This window comes from Colwellia sp. 1_MG-2023 (assembly GCF_030546755.1).
Taxonomy (GTDB): domain Bacteria; phylum Pseudomonadota; class Gammaproteobacteria; order Enterobacterales; family Alteromonadaceae; genus Thalassotalea_H.
The window spans coordinates 42,134-65,527 of the sequence record NZ_JAUOPE010000007.1; the positions used below are offsets into that span (position 1 = coordinate 42,134).

The 23,394-nt window shown below is 37.3% G+C and carries 19 protein-coding genes; all 19 read right to left on the bottom strand.

What is annotated here, in order from left to right; translation table 11 throughout:
• Positions 1–4: 4 nt before the first annotated feature.
• The gene (locus Q4493_RS09655; protein WP_303451998.1) at positions 5–2,080 is read right to left on the bottom strand and encodes a DUF1302 domain-containing protein; all 2,076 of its coding nucleotides are present in this window, start codon (positions 2,078–2,080) and stop codon (positions 5–7) included.
• 371 nt (positions 2,081–2,451) lie between these two features.
• Positions 2,452–2,667, bottom strand: a complete 216-nt coding sequence (locus Q4493_RS09660) for a DUF2835 domain-containing protein (RefSeq protein ID WP_303452000.1) — start codon at positions 2,665–2,667, stop codon at positions 2,452–2,454.
• Between the two features lie 4 nt (positions 2,668–2,671).
• Complete coding sequence (gene pepN, locus Q4493_RS09665; protein ID WP_303452002.1) at positions 2,672–5,239, bottom strand: aminopeptidase N; 2,568 nt, start codon at positions 5,237–5,239, stop codon at positions 2,672–2,674.
• 185 nt (positions 5,240–5,424) lie between these two features.
• The gene (gene nhaC, locus Q4493_RS09670; RefSeq protein WP_303452004.1) at positions 5,425–6,882 is read right to left on the bottom strand and encodes a Na+/H+ antiporter NhaC; all 1,458 of its coding nucleotides are present in this window, start codon (positions 6,880–6,882) and stop codon (positions 5,425–5,427) included.
• A gap of 226 nt (positions 6,883–7,108) precedes the next feature.
• Positions 7,109–9,142 carry a carboxy terminal-processing peptidase gene (gene prc / locus Q4493_RS09675; RefSeq protein WP_303452006.1) on the bottom strand — a complete coding sequence of 678 codons (2,034 nt, stop codon included), beginning with the start codon at positions 9,140–9,142 and terminating at the stop codon, positions 7,109–7,111.
• A gap of 17 nt (positions 9,143–9,159) precedes the next feature.
• Complete coding sequence (gene proQ, locus Q4493_RS09680; protein ID WP_303452008.1) at positions 9,160–9,888, bottom strand: RNA chaperone ProQ; 729 nt, start codon at positions 9,886–9,888, stop codon at positions 9,160–9,162.
• Between the two features lie 19 nt (positions 9,889–9,907).
• The gene (locus tag Q4493_RS09685; protein WP_303452010.1) at positions 9,908–10,189 is read right to left on the bottom strand and encodes a hypothetical protein; all 282 of its coding nucleotides are present in this window, start codon (positions 10,187–10,189) and stop codon (positions 9,908–9,910) included.
• A 2-nt stretch (positions 10,190–10,191) separates the two neighbouring features.
• Entirely contained in the window at positions 10,192–10,665 is a 474-nt protein-coding gene (locus tag Q4493_RS09690; protein ID WP_303452012.1) for a GAF domain-containing protein, read from the bottom strand.
• A 97-nt stretch (positions 10,666–10,762) separates the two neighbouring features.
• Complete coding sequence (locus Q4493_RS09695) at positions 10,763–11,512, bottom strand: SIMPL domain-containing protein (RefSeq protein ID WP_303452014.1); 750 nt, start codon at positions 11,510–11,512, stop codon at positions 10,763–10,765.
• A gap of 199 nt (positions 11,513–11,711) precedes the next feature.
• The gene (gene prpF / locus Q4493_RS09700) at positions 11,712–12,917 is read right to left on the bottom strand and encodes a 2-methylaconitate cis-trans isomerase PrpF (protein WP_303452016.1); all 1,206 of its coding nucleotides are present in this window, start codon (positions 12,915–12,917) and stop codon (positions 11,712–11,714) included.
• 175 nt (positions 12,918–13,092) lie between these two features.
• Positions 13,093–15,735: a Fe/S-dependent 2-methylisocitrate dehydratase AcnD gene (acnD, locus tag Q4493_RS09705; protein WP_303452018.1), complete on the bottom strand. Its 2,643-nt coding sequence runs from the start codon at positions 15,733–15,735 to the stop codon at positions 13,093–13,095.
• 170 nt (positions 15,736–15,905) lie between these two features.
• Positions 15,906–17,045 carry a 2-methylcitrate synthase gene (gene prpC, locus Q4493_RS09710; protein WP_303452020.1) on the bottom strand — a complete coding sequence of 380 codons (1,140 nt, stop codon included), beginning with the start codon at positions 17,043–17,045 and terminating at the stop codon, positions 15,906–15,908.
• A gap of 79 nt (positions 17,046–17,124) precedes the next feature.
• Entirely contained in the window at positions 17,125–18,015 is an 891-nt protein-coding gene (prpB, locus tag Q4493_RS09715) for a methylisocitrate lyase (RefSeq protein ID WP_303452022.1), read from the bottom strand.
• Between the two features lie 21 nt (positions 18,016–18,036).
• The gene (locus Q4493_RS09720; protein ID WP_303452024.1) at positions 18,037–18,726 is read right to left on the bottom strand and encodes a GntR family transcriptional regulator; all 690 of its coding nucleotides are present in this window, start codon (positions 18,724–18,726) and stop codon (positions 18,037–18,039) included.
• Positions 18,727–18,876: 150 nt separating this feature from the next.
• Positions 18,877–20,106 carry a nucleoside recognition domain-containing protein gene (locus Q4493_RS09725; protein WP_303452026.1) on the bottom strand — a complete coding sequence of 410 codons (1,230 nt, stop codon included), beginning with the start codon at positions 20,104–20,106 and terminating at the stop codon, positions 18,877–18,879.
• Between the two features lie 475 nt (positions 20,107–20,581).
• On the bottom strand, positions 20,582–21,352 hold the full coding sequence (locus Q4493_RS09730) for a TatD family hydrolase (protein ID WP_303452028.1): 771 nt from the start codon (positions 21,350–21,352) through the stop codon (positions 20,582–20,584).
• Positions 21,353–21,410: 58 nt separating this feature from the next.
• On the bottom strand, positions 21,411–21,737 hold the full coding sequence (locus Q4493_RS09735; protein WP_303452030.1) for a PilZ domain-containing protein: 327 nt from the start codon (positions 21,735–21,737) through the stop codon (positions 21,411–21,413).
• A gap of 1 nt (position 21,738) precedes the next feature.
• On the bottom strand, positions 21,739–22,725 hold the full coding sequence (gene holB, locus Q4493_RS09740) for a DNA polymerase III subunit delta' (protein WP_303452032.1): 987 nt from the start codon (positions 22,723–22,725) through the stop codon (positions 21,739–21,741).
• On the bottom strand, positions 22,722–23,366 hold the full coding sequence (gene tmk / locus Q4493_RS09745) for a dTMP kinase (RefSeq protein WP_303452034.1): 645 nt from the start codon (positions 23,364–23,366) through the stop codon (positions 22,722–22,724). The genes holB and tmk overlap by 4 nt, the downstream gene beginning before the upstream one ends.
• Positions 23,367–23,394 lie beyond the last annotated feature (28 nt).

Genomic DNA, 23,394 nt, shown 5'->3' on the forward strand with positions numbered 1-23,394 from the left:
AGCCTTATAAAGAATATTTTACATTGAAAGATACATAGTCGCGATCTGACATTTGGTTCGTTGTGCCTACGCCGCCCCAGAAACTGTTATAAGCGATATCTGCAGACCAACGACTTTGATAATCAAACGATATCGCAGCAGAAATCGATTTTCTATCTTCAACAAATAAAAATAATGGATCAGGTGTAATACCACTTACATCGTGCGATAAAACAATGCGAGGAGACATATTCACACCAGCAAATACATTGCTATAATCAAGTTTAGTAACAAATCGATAACCCCATGCAAAATCATCTGGGAATGGGTTGGTTTCAACACCATTTTGCAGACCTAAAGCTAAGCCCTCTTTATTACCTGATAACCCACCACTTCTTGCTGTTCCAGGACCATTCAGTCTTAAAACATCTTCATCTGGCATATCTTGAATATTAATTCCACCCACTTCAAGTAACGTTGTTAATTGACTGGCACCTAATGATGGTCCCCAAAAACGCGTCATCGTCATTTGTGCTTGAAGTGTATCAGATAATATAAATCCATCAGCTTTTTGACCTAAACCAAAGACAGGCATTTGAGATATGCCATCTAAATCAGGACGTAAGCCTGCATTAGCAAGTTGTTGAGGCATAGCAGCGAATAACAATTCAACATCATCAATTTGTAAAGGTTCATCTTGCCTAAAAGTCACTTCACCCGCAAAGGCTGTACCTGCCATAGTGGTATTAAAACTTAACGCATAAAGTTTAATATCTTCAGCATAATCAAGTTCAACACGAGAGAAAGAAGCTAAGTCTGTGTAATTTTCTTCGGTAATTGGTGCAGCTAAAATAGCACCTAAATCTTGGCCTGCTTTACTAAAATCAGCGGTTATGCCAGAAAATACTGGTCGACGGCTGTGATAGTTAATATGATATAAACTGATTTCAGTTTCATTTAGCTCAGGTAAATACCAAGATAAACGTAAACCATATTGACCACCATCTTCTGGCTCATTTTCGGCATCCATTTGTCTAAGCGTTAATTTCGTTGGGAAAGCCCCGACATAATCAGCACCTGCTTGCGCTAATACCGCACCAGATAGCGCTGGATCACCGCCTGCGGCGCCTAACTTACCTAAGGTGTCATTTCTAAAGTCATTTAAACTCTCAATTAAAAAGTCTAAATCCATATCAGGATTGCCCGTAAAGCCTAACTGAACGTTATTATAATGACCACCATCACCGGCAAAATCATTGGTAGAAAAGTAACTTCCTGGTGCCGGTAAAATAGTTTTTTCCCATTGATATTGATAGAACATTTCAACGTTGAAGTTTTCTGTTACACCTAAAGATGCCCAAACAGCACCAAATGGAATAAATGCTTCAGTTAGCTCAGAGCCTGGTGCTTTTAATCGAGAAATATCAACAGGGTTAATTTCACTAATACCGTGTGAAATTAAGGTACTTTCACCCCAACCAATAACTTGTTGACCAATTCTAACGGAGAAAGGCATTTCACCTAAATCAAAGTCACCATAAAAATAAGCATCTAATAAACGAACATCACTACATAATTGTTCTGATGCAGTATCGTCACGACATGGATCATTTACCTTACCTGTGAGAGGGCTTGACCAAGCTCGATCTGAGTCAGACATTTCCATATCGTAAAAATACATACCACGTAGGAAGAGCCCCATATTATCATTTCGAATATCTAGTTCATGAGTGCCTTTAAATAATCGTGAGAAAGTTTCTCCCGCATCATAATTTAAATTACCTGAATCACCGTTATTCGAGTAAGAACCTTCACCTTGCCAGATAACAGCATTATTTGGATTAGCATTTAACGAAGGATGATAGTTAGAAAAATCAAAACCATTATTAGGATTATTTGATTTACCAACTGTATCCCCCCAATTTCTATCTTCAACTCGCCAACTTGCTCCTACAGAAAATGTTGAATCAAAGCGAATATCAAAATTCCCTAATTCAAAATTAGCTGCAAACACTTGCGAAGTTGTTGAGCACATTAATGCCGCAGCAACACCAATAACCAATGGTTTTTTTGTAAACCTTTTGATTGAGCTTTGTTTCATTACTCTCTCCCCAGACCCGAAACAGTTATTATTGTTATATTTATAATCTTTCTACATTACGCTGATCAGCAAGGTCAAACCCTACTCATCAACCAGACACTAGATTCAATATAGTAGTATAAAACAATAATTGCATCATTTTTGGGGCTAATCAAGCGATAAAAACGATTGTTAAGAGACTGTATTTTAATGACTTGCACACAATATTAGCACAAATAAAAAAAGCCGTTTAAAACACTCGTTTAAAACGGCTGTATTTTTTGAAGAGTTTTATTGAAAGCTTTATGCGCACTAATGATTCTAAGCAGTTATCAACTTAGTTATAAATACCCGCAAGATGGTCTGACCACTGTTTAAAGCATTAACTCTAATCAAGCTAACTTTTCTAATGAAAGAAACTTATTATTTTTTGTTTTTAAGCAAAAAAAACCTTTTATCCCTGTTGGAATTAAAAATTTTCTTAAATGCATTGCCGGAAACTGCACTGTTTTTCCTTGCGTAGTTGTTACAACAATGTCTTGTATTTTTCCTTGGTAATAAGGTAAAAAGTCAGCTGTAGAAATATTAATAGAAAAAAAATAGTCCATAAACTTATATCTTTAAAGCAGCATCCAACTTCTCTTTTAAATCTTTGGAAAGATTTGGCAACAAGGCTAATTCTGCTAATTGCTCTTTCATCAATAATTGTCTTTCATCATCAAAACGATCAAATTGAATTAAAGGGGTAATTAGCCTAGAAGCTACTTGCGGGTTAATTTCATTAAGTTGCTTTAATTGCATTGTTAAAAATTGATAGCCCCTACCGCTAATACAATGAAAATACCTTGGGTTTTGGTGAGCAAATGCTCCAATTAAAGCACGTGCTCGATTGGGGTTTTTCAAAGTAAATAAAGGGTGTGACAGTAGTTTATCTAAATGAGTAAATATTTCTTCACTCGCTAAACTCGCTTGTATCGTAAACCACTTATCCATCACTAGCGGCGTTTCGTACCATTGTTGCTCAAAATCAGCCATTAACATTGAAAAATCACTATGCTCTACTTTTGCACAAGCGGATAAAGCCGCTAAAGTATCTGTCATATTATCTGACTTTTCATAATGCTTAGTAATAAGACTTTGATGCTCAGCCACTTCTGATAAATAAGAAAAGCACTTGTTTTTAAGCGCCCTTTCACCTATCGAAAGACTATCGTTACTATAACTCTTTTCGTAATGAGTTTGATAGATGTCTAAAAATTGTGTGTTAAGTCCTGTTGCTAAAAACACTTTCACTTGTTTGATAGCATTAAGTAAAACAATAGGATCGGCTTTGTTAGCTTGCTCAAGCAGCTCATCAAAACTTGGCAGTGTAATTTGTTCAGCTTTTAATGCAGGGTCGCTATCCGAAGTTAAAATCTTAGCAAAAGCTGTGATCAATTTTTGAGGTAAAGCAAATTCACTATCATTCATTAAAGTTAAAATATACCCCGTCAATAAGCTTTGTCCAGCATCCCAGCGATTAAAGGCATCACTGGCATCAACCATTAAGGTTTCTAATTCATCATTGTCTTGTTGAAAGTTAACTTTTACCGGCGCACTAAAATCAGATAAAAATGCCACAATCGGTTTAGATTTAAAGTTGTTAAATTGCCAAGTTTGTTCATTTTTAGTTAATGCTAAGCAATGCTGCTCTTTTTGCTTTCCATTAATTAACTCTATTTTAATCGGAATATGTAAATCTGTTTTTTCAGGCTGTACTTTACTTGGCTTATTTATTTGTTTAACGGTAAGGTAAAACTTATTGCTCGTTTCATCATAGCTTTCAACCACCGTTAATTCAGGAGTACCTGATTGACTATACCAATGTTTAAACTGTTGTAAGTTAACACCTGAAGCGTCAGCCATAGCATCAACAAAATCGTCACAAGTGACAGCCATACCATCAAAACGCTTAAAATATAAATCCATGCCTTTTCGAAAGTTATCTTTACCTAATAACGTATGGATCATACGGATCACTTCCGCACCCTTTTCATAAACGGTTAATGTATAAAAGTTGTTCATTTCGACAACTTTTTCAGGGCGAATGGGATGAGCCATTGGCCCCGCATCTTCAGCAAATTGATGAGCACGAAGTACTCGAACATTTTGTATTCGAGCAACTGCGGCTGAATGCATATCAGCACTAAATTGTTGATCTCTAAATACTGTTAGCCCTTCCTTTAGGCTTAACTGAAACCAATCTCGACAAGTAACACGATTCCCCGTCCAATTATGAAAATATTCATGAGCAATGACGGCTTCTATATTAAAATAATCAGTATCTGTCGCACTTTTTTGATCCGCTAAAACAAATTTACTATTAAAAACATTCAGTCCTTTGTTTTCCATCGCGCCCATATTAAAAAAGTCGACCGCGACTATCATATAAATATCCAAGTCGTATTCTAAGCCAAACGTTTCTTCGTCCCATTGCATCGACTTTTTCAGCGATTCCATGGCATGATGTGCTTTAAATAAATTGCCTCTATCGACAAAAATCTCTAAAGCAACGTCTTTGCCAGAACTTGTTTTGAAAGTATCTACGAGTAAATCAAAATCCCCCGCCACCAGAGCAAATAAATAACAAGGCTTCAAGAAAGGATCTTGCCAAGTAACAAAATGCATATTATTGGGCAGATCACCCTCGGCGATTTTATTGCCATTTGAAAGTAAAAAAGGATAGTTGTTTTTATCTGCGATGATTTTGGTGGTAAATTTAGCCATCACATCTGGACGATCTAAATAATAGCTAATGCGTCTAAACCCTTCGGCTTCACATTGAGTACAAAAAGCACCGCCTGATTTAAATAAGCCTTCAAGTGAAGTATTGTCTTCCGGATTCACTTCGGTGACCACAATCAAAGTAAAATTGGATTTTACTTTTTCGATAGTTAACAATTCATCCGTCACTTGATACTGATCTTTATTTAACGTTTCTCCATCAATAGACACTGACAATAATGTTAAATGCTCACCATTTAACACTAAATCGGTATTAGCGTTATTCACTCGTGAAATTTTCATTTCATTAGTCACGATTGTTGCATTATCAGCGAGTTCAAACGTAAGGTTTACATTAGAAATGGCAAAGTCGCTAGCTTGATAATCCGCTAATATTCGTGCTGCGTTATCTGTCATAAAGAGATCCTAGTAAAAATATTACTTATATTTTGCCATGCTTTGTCACATAAACAAAATCGCATAATGAAAAAAGCCTGCTGTGAACAGGCTTAAAAATGAATGATTATTTAATTTATATTTTTAAAATGATGGCTATTGATTATCAAGCAATATCCGAATTCAAACTTTCAGCTCACCTTCCTTTAATTCTCATCGGTAATCTTTTTAATTTTAAAGCCTACATAACCATAAATAATAGCCATAATTGGGTTAATTAGGTTGAAAAAACAATAAAATATATACTCATAAGAAGTCAAAGCCAAGGCGCCAAACATAAATGCACCACACGTATTCCATGGAATAAGCGGTGAAGTGATGGTACCTGAATCTTCCAAAGTTCTACTTAACACTGTTGGATGTAAGCCACGTCGTTCGTATTCTTCTTTGTACATTCTACCAGGCATGACGATTGCCATATATTGATCAGCTGTGATTAAGTTAGTGCCGATACACGTCGCCACAGTACTGGCAATTAAACTACCTGTAGATTTGGCTGCTGCCAAAATAGATTCAACAAACTTTCTCAACATTCCTAAATGCTCTAATACAGCACCAAAACTTAACGCACAAATCACAAGCCATATGGTATTTAACATGCTTGACATACCACCACGACTTAAAAGCTCATCAATTTCACTGTTGCCGGTTTCAACTACCACACCGTCAAAAAAAGCGGTCCATATCACCGTGATATTTGCCGTTGATTGACTCACACCATCTTCAACCATAGTTAAAATTAGATCTTGTTGAAAAATTGCGGCCCAAATAGCACCAATAATGGCACCAACTGCAACGGCAGGAAAAGCGGGCACTTTTTTGTAAGCTAGACCGAGTAAAATTACTAATGGAATTAAATTTAACACTGAAATATTATAGGTCGATAGCAAGGTATTACTGAGCGTTTCGATAGTAGCAGCATTAACTTCTCCCGCCGCTGAATGATTAAAACCGATAATAAGAAATAAAGTAAGAGCGATACTTATTGAGGGAATAGTGGTCCATAACATATAACGAATATGGGCAAATAATTCACTGCCTGCAACCGCAGGTGCTAAATTAGTAGTCTCTGATAAAGGAGATAATTTATCACCAAAATATGCCCCTGAAATAACGGCACCTGCCGTTATCGCACTAGACATTTCGAAGCCATTAGCAATACCAATAAACGCAACCCCTATCGTGGCAGCGGTTGTCCACGAACTGCCTATACTCATCGCAACAATACCACACACCAAACAAGCAGCGGCATAGAACCAACTTGGGTCAATAATTTGTAAACCAAAATAAATCATGGTTGGTACCGTTCCAGATAACAACCATGTGCCAATTAACGCCCCGACAGTTAATAAAATTAAAACAGCTCCCAAAGAAATGGATATTCCACGAACAATCGCTTTCTCGATAGATGCCCAGCTATAGCCATTTTTTAGTCCTATGACAATCGCAATTCCCATAGCAAACAACAAGGCTATTTGATTTGGACCATAGGATGAGTTATCAGCGAAATAACTAACGGACGCTGCTAACATGAAGATTAATGAAAGAAGAGGAATTAAAGCATCAAAAAAACTAGGTGCTTTACTTTGATTTTCAATTGACATAAATGCGTTTAACCTTAATACAAGTAGTTTTATTATAATAGTTTTAAGTGTAACGGGTCATAACATGCCTTGACTTGCCTAGGGTTGCAAGAACTTTATTGTAAACGAACAATTATTGAACAAGAAAATTTACAGTAAAAATTAATAACTATTCACCAATATTGATTAAAAATATTTATAAATAAAAAAACCGCCGTTAAAGGCGGTTTTAAAACAGGTTTGTTTATTATTTTTTAGCCACTTTGCCAAGTGATACCAAATCAAAGGTAATTTTAGCTGTTTCCGTTAAAAAGGGATCTAATTCATCAAGCTCATCGGGTAAATCATCTAATGATGTAACAGGTTCTTTACCCATGGCAGATAAACGTTCATTCACTCGCACTAATTGTTTAGCTTTTCTCTCATCGGCTTTAGCTTTTCGTTCAGCTAAGTTTAATGATATAGTTTTATTATCTTTCTCGGCTTTATATTCCTTAATATCATCAAGAAGGTAATTAAACTCAGTGTTGGTTTTAATTCTTTCTCGATGTAAAGAAGTTAAATACTCAACATCAGTCGCAATATTTTTTAACCGTGCATAAGGAGCTTTAGGTACTTGATCCCAAGGTAATGCATTCTCCTCTTTGCTTTCTCCCCAATCTTGTGGGTCGATCGCTGATGGGAATTCAATATCAGGCAATACACCACGGTGTTGAGTACTGCCACCGTTAATACGATAAAACTTTGCAATAGTGTATTGAATACTTCCTAAAGGCTTATCGTACAAATCATAAACACGTCCAAGAGGACGGTGTTGTTGAACAGTTCCTTTACCAAAAGTATGTTCACCGACGATGACACCTCGTCCATAATCTTGAATAGCGGCAGAGAATATTTCTGAAGCTGATGCACTATAACGATCAACCATCACAGTTAAAGGACCGTCATAATAACTTACACCGTCTTTATCACGGTTCACTGAAATTCGATTCGCACCATCTCTTACTTGTGACACAGGGCCTTTATCAATAAATAAGCCTGTCAACAACGTAGATTCAGTTAAAGAACCACCACCATTACCGCGTAAATCGATAATGATCCCTTCAATATCTTGTTCTTTTAACTTATCAATTTCTTTTTTAACATCTCTAGATAAGTTATTGTAAAAACTAGGAATATTAATAACTCCTAATTTTTTACTGCTTTCATCTCCAGGCTTCTCATAGAATACCTCAGACTTGGCAGCCCTATCTTCTAAAATAATTTTATCACGGATAATTGATACGACTTTTATGCTAGATTCATCAATTTCTTCACCAGAAAGAACTTGCAGGCGAACTTTACTACCTTTTGGCCCTTTGATTAAATCAACGACGTCATCTAACCGCCAACCGATCACATCTTCAAATTTTTCTTCACCTTGAGAAACACCAACAATACGATCTTTTGGCTTTAACGCTTTAGATTTATCTGCTGGGCCACCCGTAACAATGCTTTGAATGACCGTATAATCTTCTTCTGCTCTTAAAACTGCGCCAATTCCCTCAAGTGATAAATTCATATCCATCTGGAATCGTTCAGCATTTCTTGGGGATAAGTACGAAGTATGAGGTTCAACCACACGAGCAAAACTATTCATCACGATTTGAAAAACGTCTTCACTTTCACTTTGTTTTAAACGTTTTATGGCATAGCGATAACGCTTTCCTAATACTTCTTGAACTTTTTCCCATTCTTTACCCGCTAGCGTTAAATTTAGCGCATCATATTTAACTTTTAATCGCCATAATTCATTTAACTCAACCTCAGAAACTGGCCAATCAGCATTTTCGCGATCATAGGTATAAGTTTCTTCTTTGGTGAAATCGAAAGGCTTTTCTAATAAGGTTAGCGCGTATTCATAACGCTCTAATCGACGTTGCATATTTAAATTATAAATATCATAAGCGACATCAAGTTTTCCACGAGCAATAACGCTATCAAAATCTAAACGATATTTTTCAAACCCCTTAATATCAGAAGCTAAAAAGACATTACGATTGTAATCGAGTTGTTTGATATAACGATCAAAAATCTGTTCAGATAAAACATCATCCATCTGAACAGTTTTATAATGAGCACGGGTAAATTGTGCAGTAATTCTTTTACTAGAAGCAGCATGCTGACCTTCAGGTGCTAAAATCGGCAAAGGTGTTGATTTGTCAGCATTTGATAAAGCAAATAGGCTAACAGAGGTTAGCGATAACGATACGGCAAGTGCGATACGACAAATTTTTTGCATGCTTGCTACTCCATAAATTATTCAGTGAAAATATTTTTGACTTGAGTTTTGACAACCATTCCAGAATTAAGTTGCACACTCACTTCATTGCCCGAAACTTCAGTAATAACAGCATCAATTGGCGAATTTCCTAATTGAACTTTAACTGCTTTACCTACAGTTACTGCACTTGACTCTACAGGTTTAAGTTTAACTGTTACTTTAGATTGTGCACGGTTAGTTGACTTTACAGCTTTAAACTTAGCTTTATCTTTTACCTTGCTTTTATCGCCTGACTTTAACTGTGCGTCTTTATTTTCAGGCTTTTTACCTTTATAAGTTTTTTTACCATTATTGTCTTTATAATTTTTGTTACCAAATTTTTCTTGGCTTTCTTTTAACGTTTTAGCCGCATAATCTGCTTGTTCTTGATCAATTTCAGCCGCTTGTTCGCCATTAATATCTACACGAAATGCACCTAATTTAATAGCTTTTAAGTAGCGCCAGCTACTTGTGTAATGACGAAGCGCTTGACGTAAACGTGTTTTACTTACCGTATCGTCATCAGTTAACTGTTCAGCAAGATCTTGGAAGATACCTATTTTAAGTGGTTTAGCAGCACCTTCGATTGAAAAACATGCAGGAAATTTTTCCGCTAAATAAGCGATAATTTCTTTAGTACTGGTGCGTTTAGTATTAGCCTCAACCTGAGCTTCTGTTTCTACTGCAGTTTCTACAGGTGTTTCACTTTCTGTTTTAGTTTCCATAATACAACTTTCTATTAAATTACTCTGTTAAATACTGATCACGATTAGCAAGCAGGTTTTGACACCAGTCACTAATATCTGAACTTTCAATTTCGGCTAAAGCATCTTGCCCTATCCAGTTTTCCCAAACCAAAGCTAGTAATTCACTTAATACCTCAGGTTCAATGTCTTCTTCTGCATAATCATACAAAGTATGATAAATCTCATTAAGATTTTCTGCGACTAACTCTTCCTGACCATCCCAGTCACCAACAACGGCTTCTGAAACCAGATAATCATGAATAACAACAAATTCTTTCATGATTACGACTCTTGTGTTTTATCAACTGATTGTGCAAAAATTTCAACAATTGCTTCTAGGCCTTGTTGATCATCTTCATCAAAACGATCAAACGCTACACTGTCGATGTCTAACACAGCAATAATTTTATTTTTCACTACAACTGGGATAACGATTTCAGAATTACTTGCCGCATCACAAGCTATATGTCCTGAAAACTGATGTACATCGGCAATACGTTGAGTTTTGTTTTCTGAAACCGCTGTACCACAAACCCCTTTACCTACGGGGATCCTAATACAAGCAATTTTACCTTGAAACGGCCCTAAAACAAGCTCTTGGCCAAAAACCCGATAAAAACCGACCCAATTCACTTTATCCAAAGCGTCAAAAAGTAACGCACTAATATTAGCCATATTAGCAATGATATCTTTTTCATCACCAATAATAGCGTTAGTTTGCTGTGTTAACTGAGCATAAAAATCAGTTTTAAGCATAGAAATAATTCACTATTTTCAAAATGGCCATAACATACCGCGATAATACGCTAAATTAAAGCTTTATGGCAGATATATTCCTAAATAGACAGATTATCTAATCATCTATGGCATAAATGGCGATAACTTGAGCAGAAACGGCTTTTTTGGTGACTTGCGTACTAAAACTAGATTTTGCCTCACTAGCCATAGTAAATCGCATCGGTGAATAATATCCCGATTCTTTTAAAGATAAAAGACCACCTAATTTAACACCGGCTTGCTTTGCGATATCACTTGCTTTTTGTTTCGCTTTATCAATAGCTTGAGATAAAGCTTGTTGATACAATTTCTCAGAATTTTCCATTGACATTTCAACGGGAGAAATTTGGCTTACCCCTAGTTTAACTAAATCATCAAGTATTTGGTCGTAAAGCGATAATTGTTTAAAAGAAATACTAATAGTTCTACTCACTTCAAACTGCGTTAAGCGGCGGGTGTTATCTTGATGTGAACTTTTACCAGATAATGTTATTTTCTCTTGAGGGTTAATCCGTTTATGTAGCTCTTGCTGTTCAAATGTTATCGAAGGTTTTTCATAAATGGGAAACATATGGACTTGTGAAGAATCGATACTCTCTTCGTTTATGCCACGTTTTATAAACATTTTTACAATGTTAGCACTTTTATCATCCACTATCGTTTTCGTTTTGTTAGCACTTTTTCCTCTCTCTTTAATACTAATTGTTAATGAGAATACATCAGGAATTGCCATCACAGACGCTTTACCGGTAACTTCAATCCCCTCAAAAGCATTGACGTTAGGCAATATGAATAACAAACCAATGGTGACTAATCGTTTAAACATTTTCACTCCTACAAAAATAAATGAGGTGAATGGGTATTCAATTCACCTTTAATCATCTGACAACAAGCATTATTAATAAGTTCAGCTTAACAATTTACCTTTTTCATGCAAATAAAAAGCCCCATAATTTTTATAAAAAATGGGACTTCATTTAAGTTAAGTTTTTAAGAGTAAGAGGCGGCGATTAATAAGTGAGCGTTTAAAATGAATCTCCAGGGATACGCACCCAACCTTCCATTAATATACGTGCACTACGGCTCATCATGGCTTTATCAACAATCCAATGACCATCAATTTTACTGGCTTTGGCCCCTACTTTTAATACGCCTGATGGATGGCCAAATGTGACAGATTCAATGGCTTCTTGCTTTTCATTTTTACTCGCGGCAAGGGCAACTATTGTGCCCGGAATTGCCGCTGCTGCGCCAATAGCAACTGCAGCAGTACCCATCATCGCATGATGGAGTTTTCCCATTGAAAGCGCACGAACATTTAAATCTATTTCATCAGCTTGAATGTATTTACCACTCGAGGTTGTATACTTTTTTGCCGAAGATACAAAGGCGATTTTCGGGGTATGTTGACGTTCAGCAGCTTGAGAAATATCCGATATTAACCCCATTTTAAGTGCACCATGTGCGCGGATCACTTCAAAACGATCTAACGCCATTTCATCATTATTAATAGCATCTTGTAATTCAGTGCCCTGATAACCGATGTCTTCAGCGTTAATAAAGATTGTAGGAATACCAGCACTTATCATCGTCACTTCAAGTTCAATGCTATCGTATCCACCTGAGGCTGGCACCTGTAGAACATCCTTAACATTTCCTGTTGGAAACATAGCTTCAGAAGGGTCAACAGGCGAGATAAATTCAACGGGGACTTCTGCTGCAGGGAAAGTGACGCCATCAAGTTTAAAATCCCCCGTTTCTTGTACTTCGCCGTTAACAATGGGTACATGTGCGATAATAGTTTTTGCAATATTTTTCTGCCAAATACGCACAGTACACACGCCATTTTCGGGAATACGTGAACGATTGACTAAGCCTGAATTGATCGCAAAAGATCCAACCGCTGCACTAAGGTTACCGCAATTTCCAGACCAATCGACAAACGCTTTATCAATGGCTACTTGACCAAATAAATAATCAACGTCGTGTTCAGGCATGTCACTTTTCGATAAAATCACCGTTTTTGAAGTGCTTGATGTCGCGCCCCCCATTCCATCAGTTTGTTTACCATATGGATCGGGTGAGCCAATGACGCGTAAAAGCATATTATCGCGTGCACTCCCAGCAACCTGACAACGCTTTGGTAAATCAGTTAAATTAAAAAACACCCCTTTGGATGTACCACCACGCATATAAGTTGCGGGAATTTTAACTTGAGGAGGAAATGACATATATATTTCTCATTTTCATTTAATTTAAAAAGGCGACCAGAGTCGCTTTACATATATTTATTTCATTATGAGTTTGATGGTTAAGCTAGATATTTTTATTGATAACAAGGCAGGAGCGCGGAATATACAAGTGTACATGAGCACTCCTAACAAAGTTAACGACGAAAATAGCAGCTTAAACATTAGACTCCAAGAAGTCGGTAGCGAATTTCTGTAATACCCCGCCTGCGGCATGAACAATAACTTCCTCTGCAGTATCTAAGCGACACTTGGTTGTTATTTCTATTACTTCCCCTGCGCGCTCACCTTTTTGACGTGTCATTTTAACGGTCATATTACCACCTGGTGAGGTTTCACCTTTAACATCAAACGTTTCACTACCATCAATTTGGTAAGTATGACGCGTTTCGCCTTGAAGAAATTCAAGCGGTAAAACTCCCATGCCAATAAGGTTAGTTCTGTGAATACGTTCAAAACCTTCGGCAACAATCACTTCCACTCCGGCTAACCACACCCCTTTAGCAGCCCAATCACGTGATGAACCTTGGCCATAATCAGCACCTGCGATAATAATCAATGGTTGTTTACGATCCATATATGTTTCAATCGCTTCCCACATCCGACTCTGTGTACCTTCAGGTTCAATACGTGCTAACGAACCTTGAATAACTGTGCCATTTTCATCCTGACACATTTCATTAAATAATTTAGGATTTGCAAACGTTGCACGCTGCGCTGTTAAATGGTCACCTCGATGCGTGGCGTAAGAGTTAAAATCAGCTTCAGGCAAGCCCATTTTAGCTAAATAAGCACCAGCCGCACTGTTAAGTTGAATAGCATTAGAGGGCGATAAATGATCCGTAGTAATATTGTCACCCAATACTGCTAATGGTCGCATCCCTTTCATGGTCCTCTCTCCGGCAAGCGCACCTTGACCTTCGGTATCCCAATAAGGAGGACGGCGGATATACGTGCTTTTTTCATCCCAGTTATATAATGGACTCTCTGCAGGTTCAAATGCGCCTAGATCAAACATCGGCGTATATATTTTCTTAAACTGTTCAGGCTTGACACACGAAGAAACAATTGCATCAATGGCTTCATCAGAGGGCCAAATATCTTTTAAGGTAACATCATTACCTTGTTGATCTTGTCCTAAGACGTCTTTTTCAATATCAAAACGCATAGTGCCGGCAATGGCATACGCGACCACTAATGGTGGTGATGCTAAAAAGGCTTGTTTTGCGTATGGATGAATACGTCCATCAAAATTACGATTACCAGATAATACGGCCGTTGCGTACAAGTCACGATCGATAACTTCTTGTTGTATTTTGGGATCTAAAGCGCCAGACATACCATTACATGTGGTACAGGCATAGCCCACTATACCAAAGCCTAGTTTTTCCATTTCCTCTAGCAGGCCGGCTTCTTCTAAATATAGTTTTGCGACTTTAGAACCCGGTGCAAAAGATGATTTAACCCAAGGTTTTCTCAGTAAACCTAATTCATTTGCTCGTTTGGCAATAAGTCCCGCCGCAACGACATTGCGCGGGTTAGAGGTATTCGTACAAGAGGTAATAGCCGCGATGATCACAGCGCCGTCAGGCATTTCGCCCGCCGCTTCTTGTTGCTTACAGTGCTCTAGATTTTTAGCAATTTCTTTAGAAGCTAAATCAGCAGTCGCTAAACGTCGGTGAGGATTTGATGGACCTGCCATATTACGCCCTACCGTCGATAAATCAAAGGTTAGCACGCGTTTATATTGAGCCTCTTTTAAATCATCAGCCCAAAGCCCTGTATGTTTAGCATAAGTTTCAACTAAAGCCACTTGCTCTGGCTCTCGTCCAGTCAATGTTAAGTAGTCTATGGTTTGCTGATCAATATAAAACATGCCAGCAGAAGCACCGTACTCAGGTGTCATGTTTGAAATAGTGGCTCGGTCACCTATGGTTAAATCAACCGTTCCTTCACCAAAAAATTCTAGATAACTTGACACGACTTTTTCATTACGTAAAAACTCAGTGATCGCTAAAACGATATCAGTAGCTGTGATACCTGCTTGTCTTTTACCAATGAGTTTAACCCCGATAATATCTGGTAATCGCATCATTGATGGCCGACCTAACATTACGGTTTCTGCCTCAAGACCACCAACACCAATAGCGATAACACCTAGAGCGTCAACATGTGGTGTATGAGAATCCGTACCAACACACGTATCTGGAAAAGCAACACCATCCCTTGATTGAATAACAGGTGACATTTTTTCTAAATTTATTTGATGCATGATGCCGTTTCCGGCAGGGATTACATCGACATTTTTAAAGGCGGTTTTGGTCCATTCGATAAAATGGAATCGATCAGTATTGCGGCGATCTTCAATGGCGCGGTTTTTATCAAAAGCATCACGTTCAAAACCACCGTGTTCTACAGCCAATGAGTGATCGACAATTAATTGCGTAGGCACGACAGGGTTCACTTTTGCAGGATCGCCACCTTGATCAGCAATAGCATCACGTAAACCGGCTAAATCAACCAAGGCCGTTTGGCCCAGAATATCGTGACAAACAACCCGCGCTGGATACCAAGGAAAATCTAAATCTTGTTTATTCTCTATAATTTGTTGCAGTGCAGCAGTTAAGTCGTTTGGCGCGCATCTACGTACTAACTGCTCTGCTAATACTCGTGATGTATAAGGTAAAGTTTTATATGCACCCGGCTTGATATTTTCGATTGCTTCTCGGGTATCAAAAAAATCTATCGTCGCACCATTTTGGTTGTAGCCTGGCAAAGGTTTTCGATAATCGTAATTCATATTTTATCCACTAAATTTTATAAAAACGAATATCTGTCGGATATCCGTTTTATTTAAACTTTAATTTTTAGACGAAGAAAATTGTTTTGAAATTGAGATGGGAAAATTGCACATAGTTTCCTATGAAAATTAACCTCTATCGACAAGTTCAGAACAAAAATCAAGTCTTATTAACGTTCAGAAATAGGCATCACTTTACGCGGCTCTGAGCCGGTATAATCAGCTGAAGGTCGAATAATACGATTATTTGCTCGTTGCTCCATCACATGTGCTGCCCACCCGGTTAATCTAGACATCACAAAAATAGGAGTAAATAATTTAGTTGGTATGCCCATGTAGTTATAGGTGGAGGCGTGGAAAAAATCAGCATTACAAAATAGCTTTTTGCTATCCCACATAAATTCTTCACAAGCTACCGAGATATCATATAAAGAGGTATCGCCATTTTCAGCCGCTAACTTTTCTGACCACTGTTTGATGATAACGTTACGTGGATCTGACGTACGGTAGATGGCATGACCAAAGCCCATAATTTTTTCTTTTCGCGCTAACATACCTGCCATTTGTTCTTTTGCGTCAGCCGGAGATTTGAATTTTTGTATCATATCCATCGCCGCTTCGTTCGCGCCGCCATGTAATGGCCCTCGTAATGAGCCAATAGCGCCGGTAACACAAGAAAACATATCCGATAACGTTGATGCACAAACACGAGCAGTAAAAGTAGATGCATTAAATTCATGTTCTGCATATAAAATTAATGACACATCCATGACACGACGATGTTGCTCAGAAGGTTTAGCTTGATTTAACAAACGTAAAAAGTGCCCTCCTAATGATTCTTCATCAGTAACACAATCAATTTCGATATTATCGTGACTAAATTTATACCAATAACACATAATGGCAGGAAAAGCGGCTAGCAAACGATTTGCCGCTTGGTTTTGCTCAGTAAAGTCTTTTTCTGGCTCTAAATTTCCTAAAAATGAACATCCCGTTCGCATTACATCCATTGGATGAGCATCTGCTGGAATTCGCTGTAACACTTCTTTTAAGGCTTGTGGCAAATCTCGCATTGCAGCAAGCTCAGCTTTGTATGTTGCCAACTCTTTTTCATTAGGTAATTCACCATTAAAAAGTAAGTAAGCAACTTCTTCAAAAGTGGCATTATCGGCTAAATCAGCAACATCATAACCACAATAAGTTAAGCCAGATCCAGACTTACCTACTGTACATAGTTTCGTTTCGCCGGCACTTTGACCGCGCAAACCTGCACCGGATAATTTTTTATCATTTGAATTTTCTTTAGACATTGTAACTTCCTCATATTCTTAATTTTTTATACGTTATTACTTGTAATTTTATCGGTTACACGTAACCAGTGATTACTTATTATTTGTTTTTACCTTCAGTAAATAACGCATCTAACTTTTGTTCATAATCGTGGTAGCCAAGATAGTCATACAAATCCATACGAGTTTGCATATTGGCAATTTCTGCTTTTTGATCACCATCGGCTAATAAAGTTTTATAAACAGACTCAGCAGCTTTGTTCATTGCTCTAAATGCTGATAATGGATAAAGCACCATAGCGCAGCCCCATTCACCTAATTGTGTTTTATTCCACAATTCAGTTTGGCCAAATTCCGTAATATTTGCTAAAACCGGTACATCTAGATTTTCAGTAAATACCCGATAATGCTCTTCAGTTTTAACGGCTTCAGCAAAAATGCCATCAGCACCTGCTTGTACATAGGCTTTAGCACGTTCAAGTGCTGCTTCAAGGCCTTCTTGAGCAAAAGCATCAGTGCGAGCCATAATAAAAAAGTCAGCATCAGTACGAGCATCAACCGCAGCTTTGATGCGATCAACCATTTCTTCAGTGGAAACTATCGCTTTGTTCGGACGATGACCACACCGCTTTTGCGCTACTTGATCTTCTAAATGCACTGCTGCTGCACCCGCTTTTTCCATATCTCGAATGGTTTTAGCTATATTAAATGCGCCACCCCAACCAGTATCAATATCAACTAATAACGGTAAACTTGAAGCAGATGTAATACGTTGGACATCAGCAATCACATCGTTTAATGAAGTCATGCCTAAGTCAGGTAAACCATAAGAAGCATTGGCAACTCCGCCACCAGATAAATAAATCGCCTGATGGCCTAATTGTTCCGCCATCATTGCGCAATAAGCGTTAATGGTACCAACAACTTGTAAAGGTTTATTATTTTGCAGTGCTTGTCTAAATTTAGCACCTGGAGATAATCGTACAGACATAAAAAACGTCCTTTTGGTTAATTAATTTTGCTGCTGTTTTTCAGCAATTTTATTTTCGATATTCTTACGTGATGCGGCGATATGACGTCTCATTAACATTTCAGCAAGTTCACCATCTCTATCGGCAATCGCTTCAATAATGCGCGAATGTTCATCAAAAGCTTTGCTTGCTCTTGGGCTATTCATGCCAAATTGACAACGATACATTCGCACTAAATGATAAAGCTGACCGCACAAAATATTGATCAATTGTTGATTATGACTGCCCAAAATAACTTTATAATGAAAATCAAGATCCCCCTCTTCCTGATAATAAGCAGTACCTTCTTTAAGTGCTTGCATACTGGCATGTTGCGTTAACATGTCTTTCATCTCGTTTATTTCTTGATCTGTCATATAAATCGCGGCTTGTCGACATGCCATACCTTCTAGCGATTCGCGAACCACATAAATCTCAAGTAATCCTTCAATCGTGCACTCCACAACTTTTGAGCCAATATTTGGTTTGCGTTCAATTAAATGACATTTTTCTAATCGATTAAGCGCTTCTCTGAGGGTAGAGCGACTGATTTGATATTGCTTAGCTAGCTCTGGCTCGCTAATTTTGCTGCCGGCAGCAATATGCCCTTCGACGATCGCATGCAACATTTGCTGAAAAACTTTATCAGCGGTGGTAACAGGAGTTTGTAGAGTAGGATTAACTAACGCCATAATTGTCGACACTTACGAATATTTACAAGGATAATAGTGTAATTAGCCAAATAGTCAAGGACTAACCATAAAAATTGTCGACAATATATAGATTAAAAAATAGGTAAGCATGAGTAGCTAACTACTAATAAGTGAATATAAGCAAATTTATTAGCCAAAAAACCAATAACAGACACTGACTGCAGCACAAATTCCGGCAAGATCAGCGAATAAGCCACACGCTATGGCATGTCTGCTATAACGAATACCAACCGAGCCGAAATATACAGCAAGTACATAAAACGTAGTTTCAGTAGAGCCTTGAACAATAGAAGCTAATCGTCCGGCAAATGAGTCTGCACCATGAGTATTCATAGTTTCTATCATCATAGCTCGTGCACCTGAGCCACTTAACGGCTTCATGAAGGCCGTTGGTAATGCGTCGACAAAACGACTATCAAAACCCAAAAAGATAATAAATTGCCTGAAAGTGTCGACAATTAACTCTAACGCGCCACTAGCTCTAAAAACACCAATCGCGCATAACATTGCCAGTAAGTAAGGAATAAGTTTAATACTGGTTTCGAAACCTTCTTTCGCCCCTTCAATAAAGCTATTATAAACATCAACTTTCTTTCGCATGGCGCTAAGAATAAAAATAATCAATGTGGTAAAAATTAATAAATTACCAAATAAAGAAGATTGCTGTGCTAAGGCTTGTGCTGTTAACGTTGAAAAATATACGGCTAATCCACCAATTAAAGCAATACCTGCAGAAAGGTACAGTAAAACAACTTTATCATACAGTTTAATTTTCTGGATGGTCGCAACGGCGAACAAGCCAGCCATTGTAGAGGCGAATGTAGCTAATATAATAGGAATAAAAACATCAGTAGGGTTTACCGCCCCTTGTTGGGCACGATAAACAAAAACGGCAACAGGAAATAAAGTAACAGAAGAGGTATTAAGCACGAGAAATAAAATTTGTGCATTACTCGCGGTATCCTTTTTAGGGTTAAGTTGTTGCAAATCTTGCATTGCTTTTAAGCCTAAAGGCGTTGCTGCATTATCTAGCCCTAAAAAATTCGCCGAAAGGTTCATGGTCATAGAGCCCATAGCGGGATGTCCTTTAGGCACTTCTGGCATTAATTTATTAAATAAAGGAGAAATAGCTCGCGATAATTTGTCGATTAGCCCGGCATGCTCTGCCACTTTCATCATCCCTAGCCAAAAACTTAAAATTCCAATCAATCCAATCGCGATATCAACGGTTACTTTTGACATATCAAAAAGTGAAGCAAGCAACTGTTCAAAAATTAGCACCTGATCTAGTACTAACCATTGATAAAGTGCACATATAAAGGCAATAAGAAAAAAACTGATCCAAAGGCGATTTAACACGGTAACTTTTAATTATTTAAGATGAAAACACAATCATTGCATAGTTAATTACATACTTAAATAATTAACTAACTAATTAGTTAAAAAATTAGTTAGTAATAAAGTTTAATGGCTCACCTTTGGGTAAAGCTGTGAGTAACTTGTGAACTAGCAGTATAAAAGCCGTTGATATCATGTGGCAATAACGTCATACAAAAGTTAAAACCACCTATTTATCAATAGATTAAACAATACTAAAAATAAAATTAGCAATTAGTAAACTTTGCACTACAATTAACTTTACAGATTGTTTATTAACCAATAATGCTCGCAAGCTTTCTATTGTTTTAGTAATAAAACCTGTTAATTAGCGCACGGCTCATCTCCTTTTTGAGCCATCCCCTAAGCCCGAAACTAGGTGTAGTTTCGGGCTGTTTTTATTGCTAATCCCGATAAAATTTTACCACCATCAAAGAAAACCTAAGGACAAATTTACTTACGTTAATTTAAAAAGACGTTTGAAGTTTTCCGTTGATATTTTAGCGATATGCTCAACAGATTGTCCGCGAATGCTTGCTAAATGTTTAGCGACTTCAACCACATAAGCTGGTTGGTTTTGCGAACCTCGATGGGGAACTGGTGCTAAATAAGGCGAGTCTGTCTCTATTAAAATTTTATCATCAGGCACCTTTTTGGCGACTTCACGCAAAGCACTGGCATTTTTAAAAGTAACAATACCGGAAAACGAAATATAAAAGCCCATTTCAATCGCTTGCTCTGCCATTTCCCATGTTTCAGTAAAACAATGAAGTATTCCACTGACATTTTCAGCCTTTTCTTCCCGTAAAATATCAAGAGTATCTTGTTGTGCATCACGAGTATGGATAATTAATGGTTTATTAAGTTGATTAGCAACGCGTATATGTTTTCGAAATGAATCAAGTTGCACAGCTTTCGTTTCTGGAGCATAAAAATAATCTAAACCCGTTTCACCAATGGCAATTACTCTTGGCGATTTTGATAGTTCAGCCAAAAGGTTTTGATCGACTTCATCACTTTGGTTTAAGGGATGTGTGCCACAAGTCAACAACACATTATCGTATTTTGCTGTTTGCTCTGCCATTGATGGAAAGTCTTCCAAGGTAACACTGACACATAATAACTGGTTTACCTGAGCTGCTTGAGCTGCAGTAATAACATTATCTAAGTTATTGTCAAACGAAGTAAGATCAAGGCGATCTAAATGGCAATGTGAATCTATGTACAACGAAGTACTCCTATAATATATGAATTAGATTTAATAAATGAATAGCGGGTAAGCGTTATTACATGGTTAATGTAGCATCAGAAGAATTAAGAAGACGACCAATGGCTTTTTCAATTTGACTACGCATATTATCTGGGTCTTCAACAAAGGTTATACCTATACCCGCCGGAGTACCATTTTGCACACCAATAGGAGTTAACCAACAAACTTTACCAATAATTTGTGACGGCTCTAATGAATCAGGTAACAAAACTTCTAATTCTATATCAACGTCTAATTCAAATTGCTCTGTCGTTCTAACAAATAAACCACCATTTTTTACAAATGGCATATAAGATTGATATAAATCTCGGTCGTTGACAAACTCTAAGTACAAATGTTCCATATTATTCCTCTACTGCATTCATTGTAATCCAAATATCCACTAACAATTTTTCTACATTATATTCTGCATTTAATTGGACTAAAGTAAGTCGTTGTTTATTAAACTGTTTGATTAATAAATAAACTTGCCAAAGTTTTTCTTTATTGCTTGTTAAGTATTCTAGTAAGTTATCATCTGAAAGACCATCAAGATTAACATGGCTTAGCCAACTAGCTTCTGCCCTCATCAAATTCGTGATAACCCTTTCTAACCAATTGATACTATTTTCGTTATCATTCAATTGCGCTAACAATGACAATCTTTGATTTTTATCGATTAAAAATCGAATAAAACATTGGCTGAATTTTAGGTATTGTTGAGCAAGTTGGTTATCGCTAAGCTCAGATAAATGCGTCAAATTAATAAAAGGATCTTGATTTAATTTTTTAAGATGGCCGTTATCTAAATAGCTTAATAATTCATTTCCTGTAGGTGGTTTAAGCTGTATATGCCGACAGCGACTAATAATCGTAGGTAATAAACGTTGTTCATCATTAACTAACAATATAATAAAACTATTGTTAGTTGGCTCTTCTAAGGTTTTTAACAAGGCATTGGCTGCCGACTCTGTCATCGACTCCGCATTTTCAATGATCACCACTTGATTCGTTGCTAATTGTGCGGTTTTTTCAAAAAATCGACTAACATTTCTTATTTGATCAACACCAATACTCGAAGTGGTTAATTCAATATTTAAATGATCAGGGTGCGTTTGTTGCTGGTACAAATTACAAGACTTGCATTGACGACATGGAATGTCAGCTACCCCTTCAAGATTCTGCAAGGGCTCAGTATGCAAAGTTTGGCATAATAAGGTATTCGATAACCAGCGAGCTAACTCTGATTTTCCAGCACCATGCGCACCAGATATAATCAAAGCATGGGGTAAACTTTGTTGTTTTAATAACTCAATAAAATGAGCTTTATTGTCGGCTAACCAAGGTTTCATTTATCACTTTCCAAAGTGCTTTTAATGAAGTTTGTTACATGAGATTTTATATTTTGATGAACAGTTGCCATATCTTCACCGGCATTAATTGTGATGATACTGTCGTCAGCATTGGCGATTTGACAATACTTATCACGCACGCGATGAAAAAATTCAATCTTTTCTTGTTCTATTCTATCTAATGCACCTCTTGCTTGTGCACGCGATAAACCTTGCTCAGGTGAGATATCAAGATATAAAGTTAAGTCAGGTTTAAAACCTTTTAGGGTGATCTCGGCGATCATATTCATTATTTTATCATCAAACTGGCGACCACCGCCTTGATAGGCTCTAGAAGAAAGATCATGCCTATCTCCTACCACCCACTTACCTTCATTTAATGCCGGTAAAATTCGATTGGCTAATAATTGACTACGCGCCGCATACATTAATAATAATTCGGTTTCTTGAGTGACCGTTTCATTATGATCTGCAGACTTTACTATTTCACGTAATGATTCCGCTAATAAAGTTCCTCCCGGCTCTCGTGTGGTAATATATGCTTGTTGAAATTCTTCTAGGGTATTTTTTACCACTTCAATAGCGGAAGACTTTCCTGCCCCTTCAATCCCTTCAATTACAATAAATTTTCCAATACTCATAAAATCTCTTAATCACTTACTAAATGTG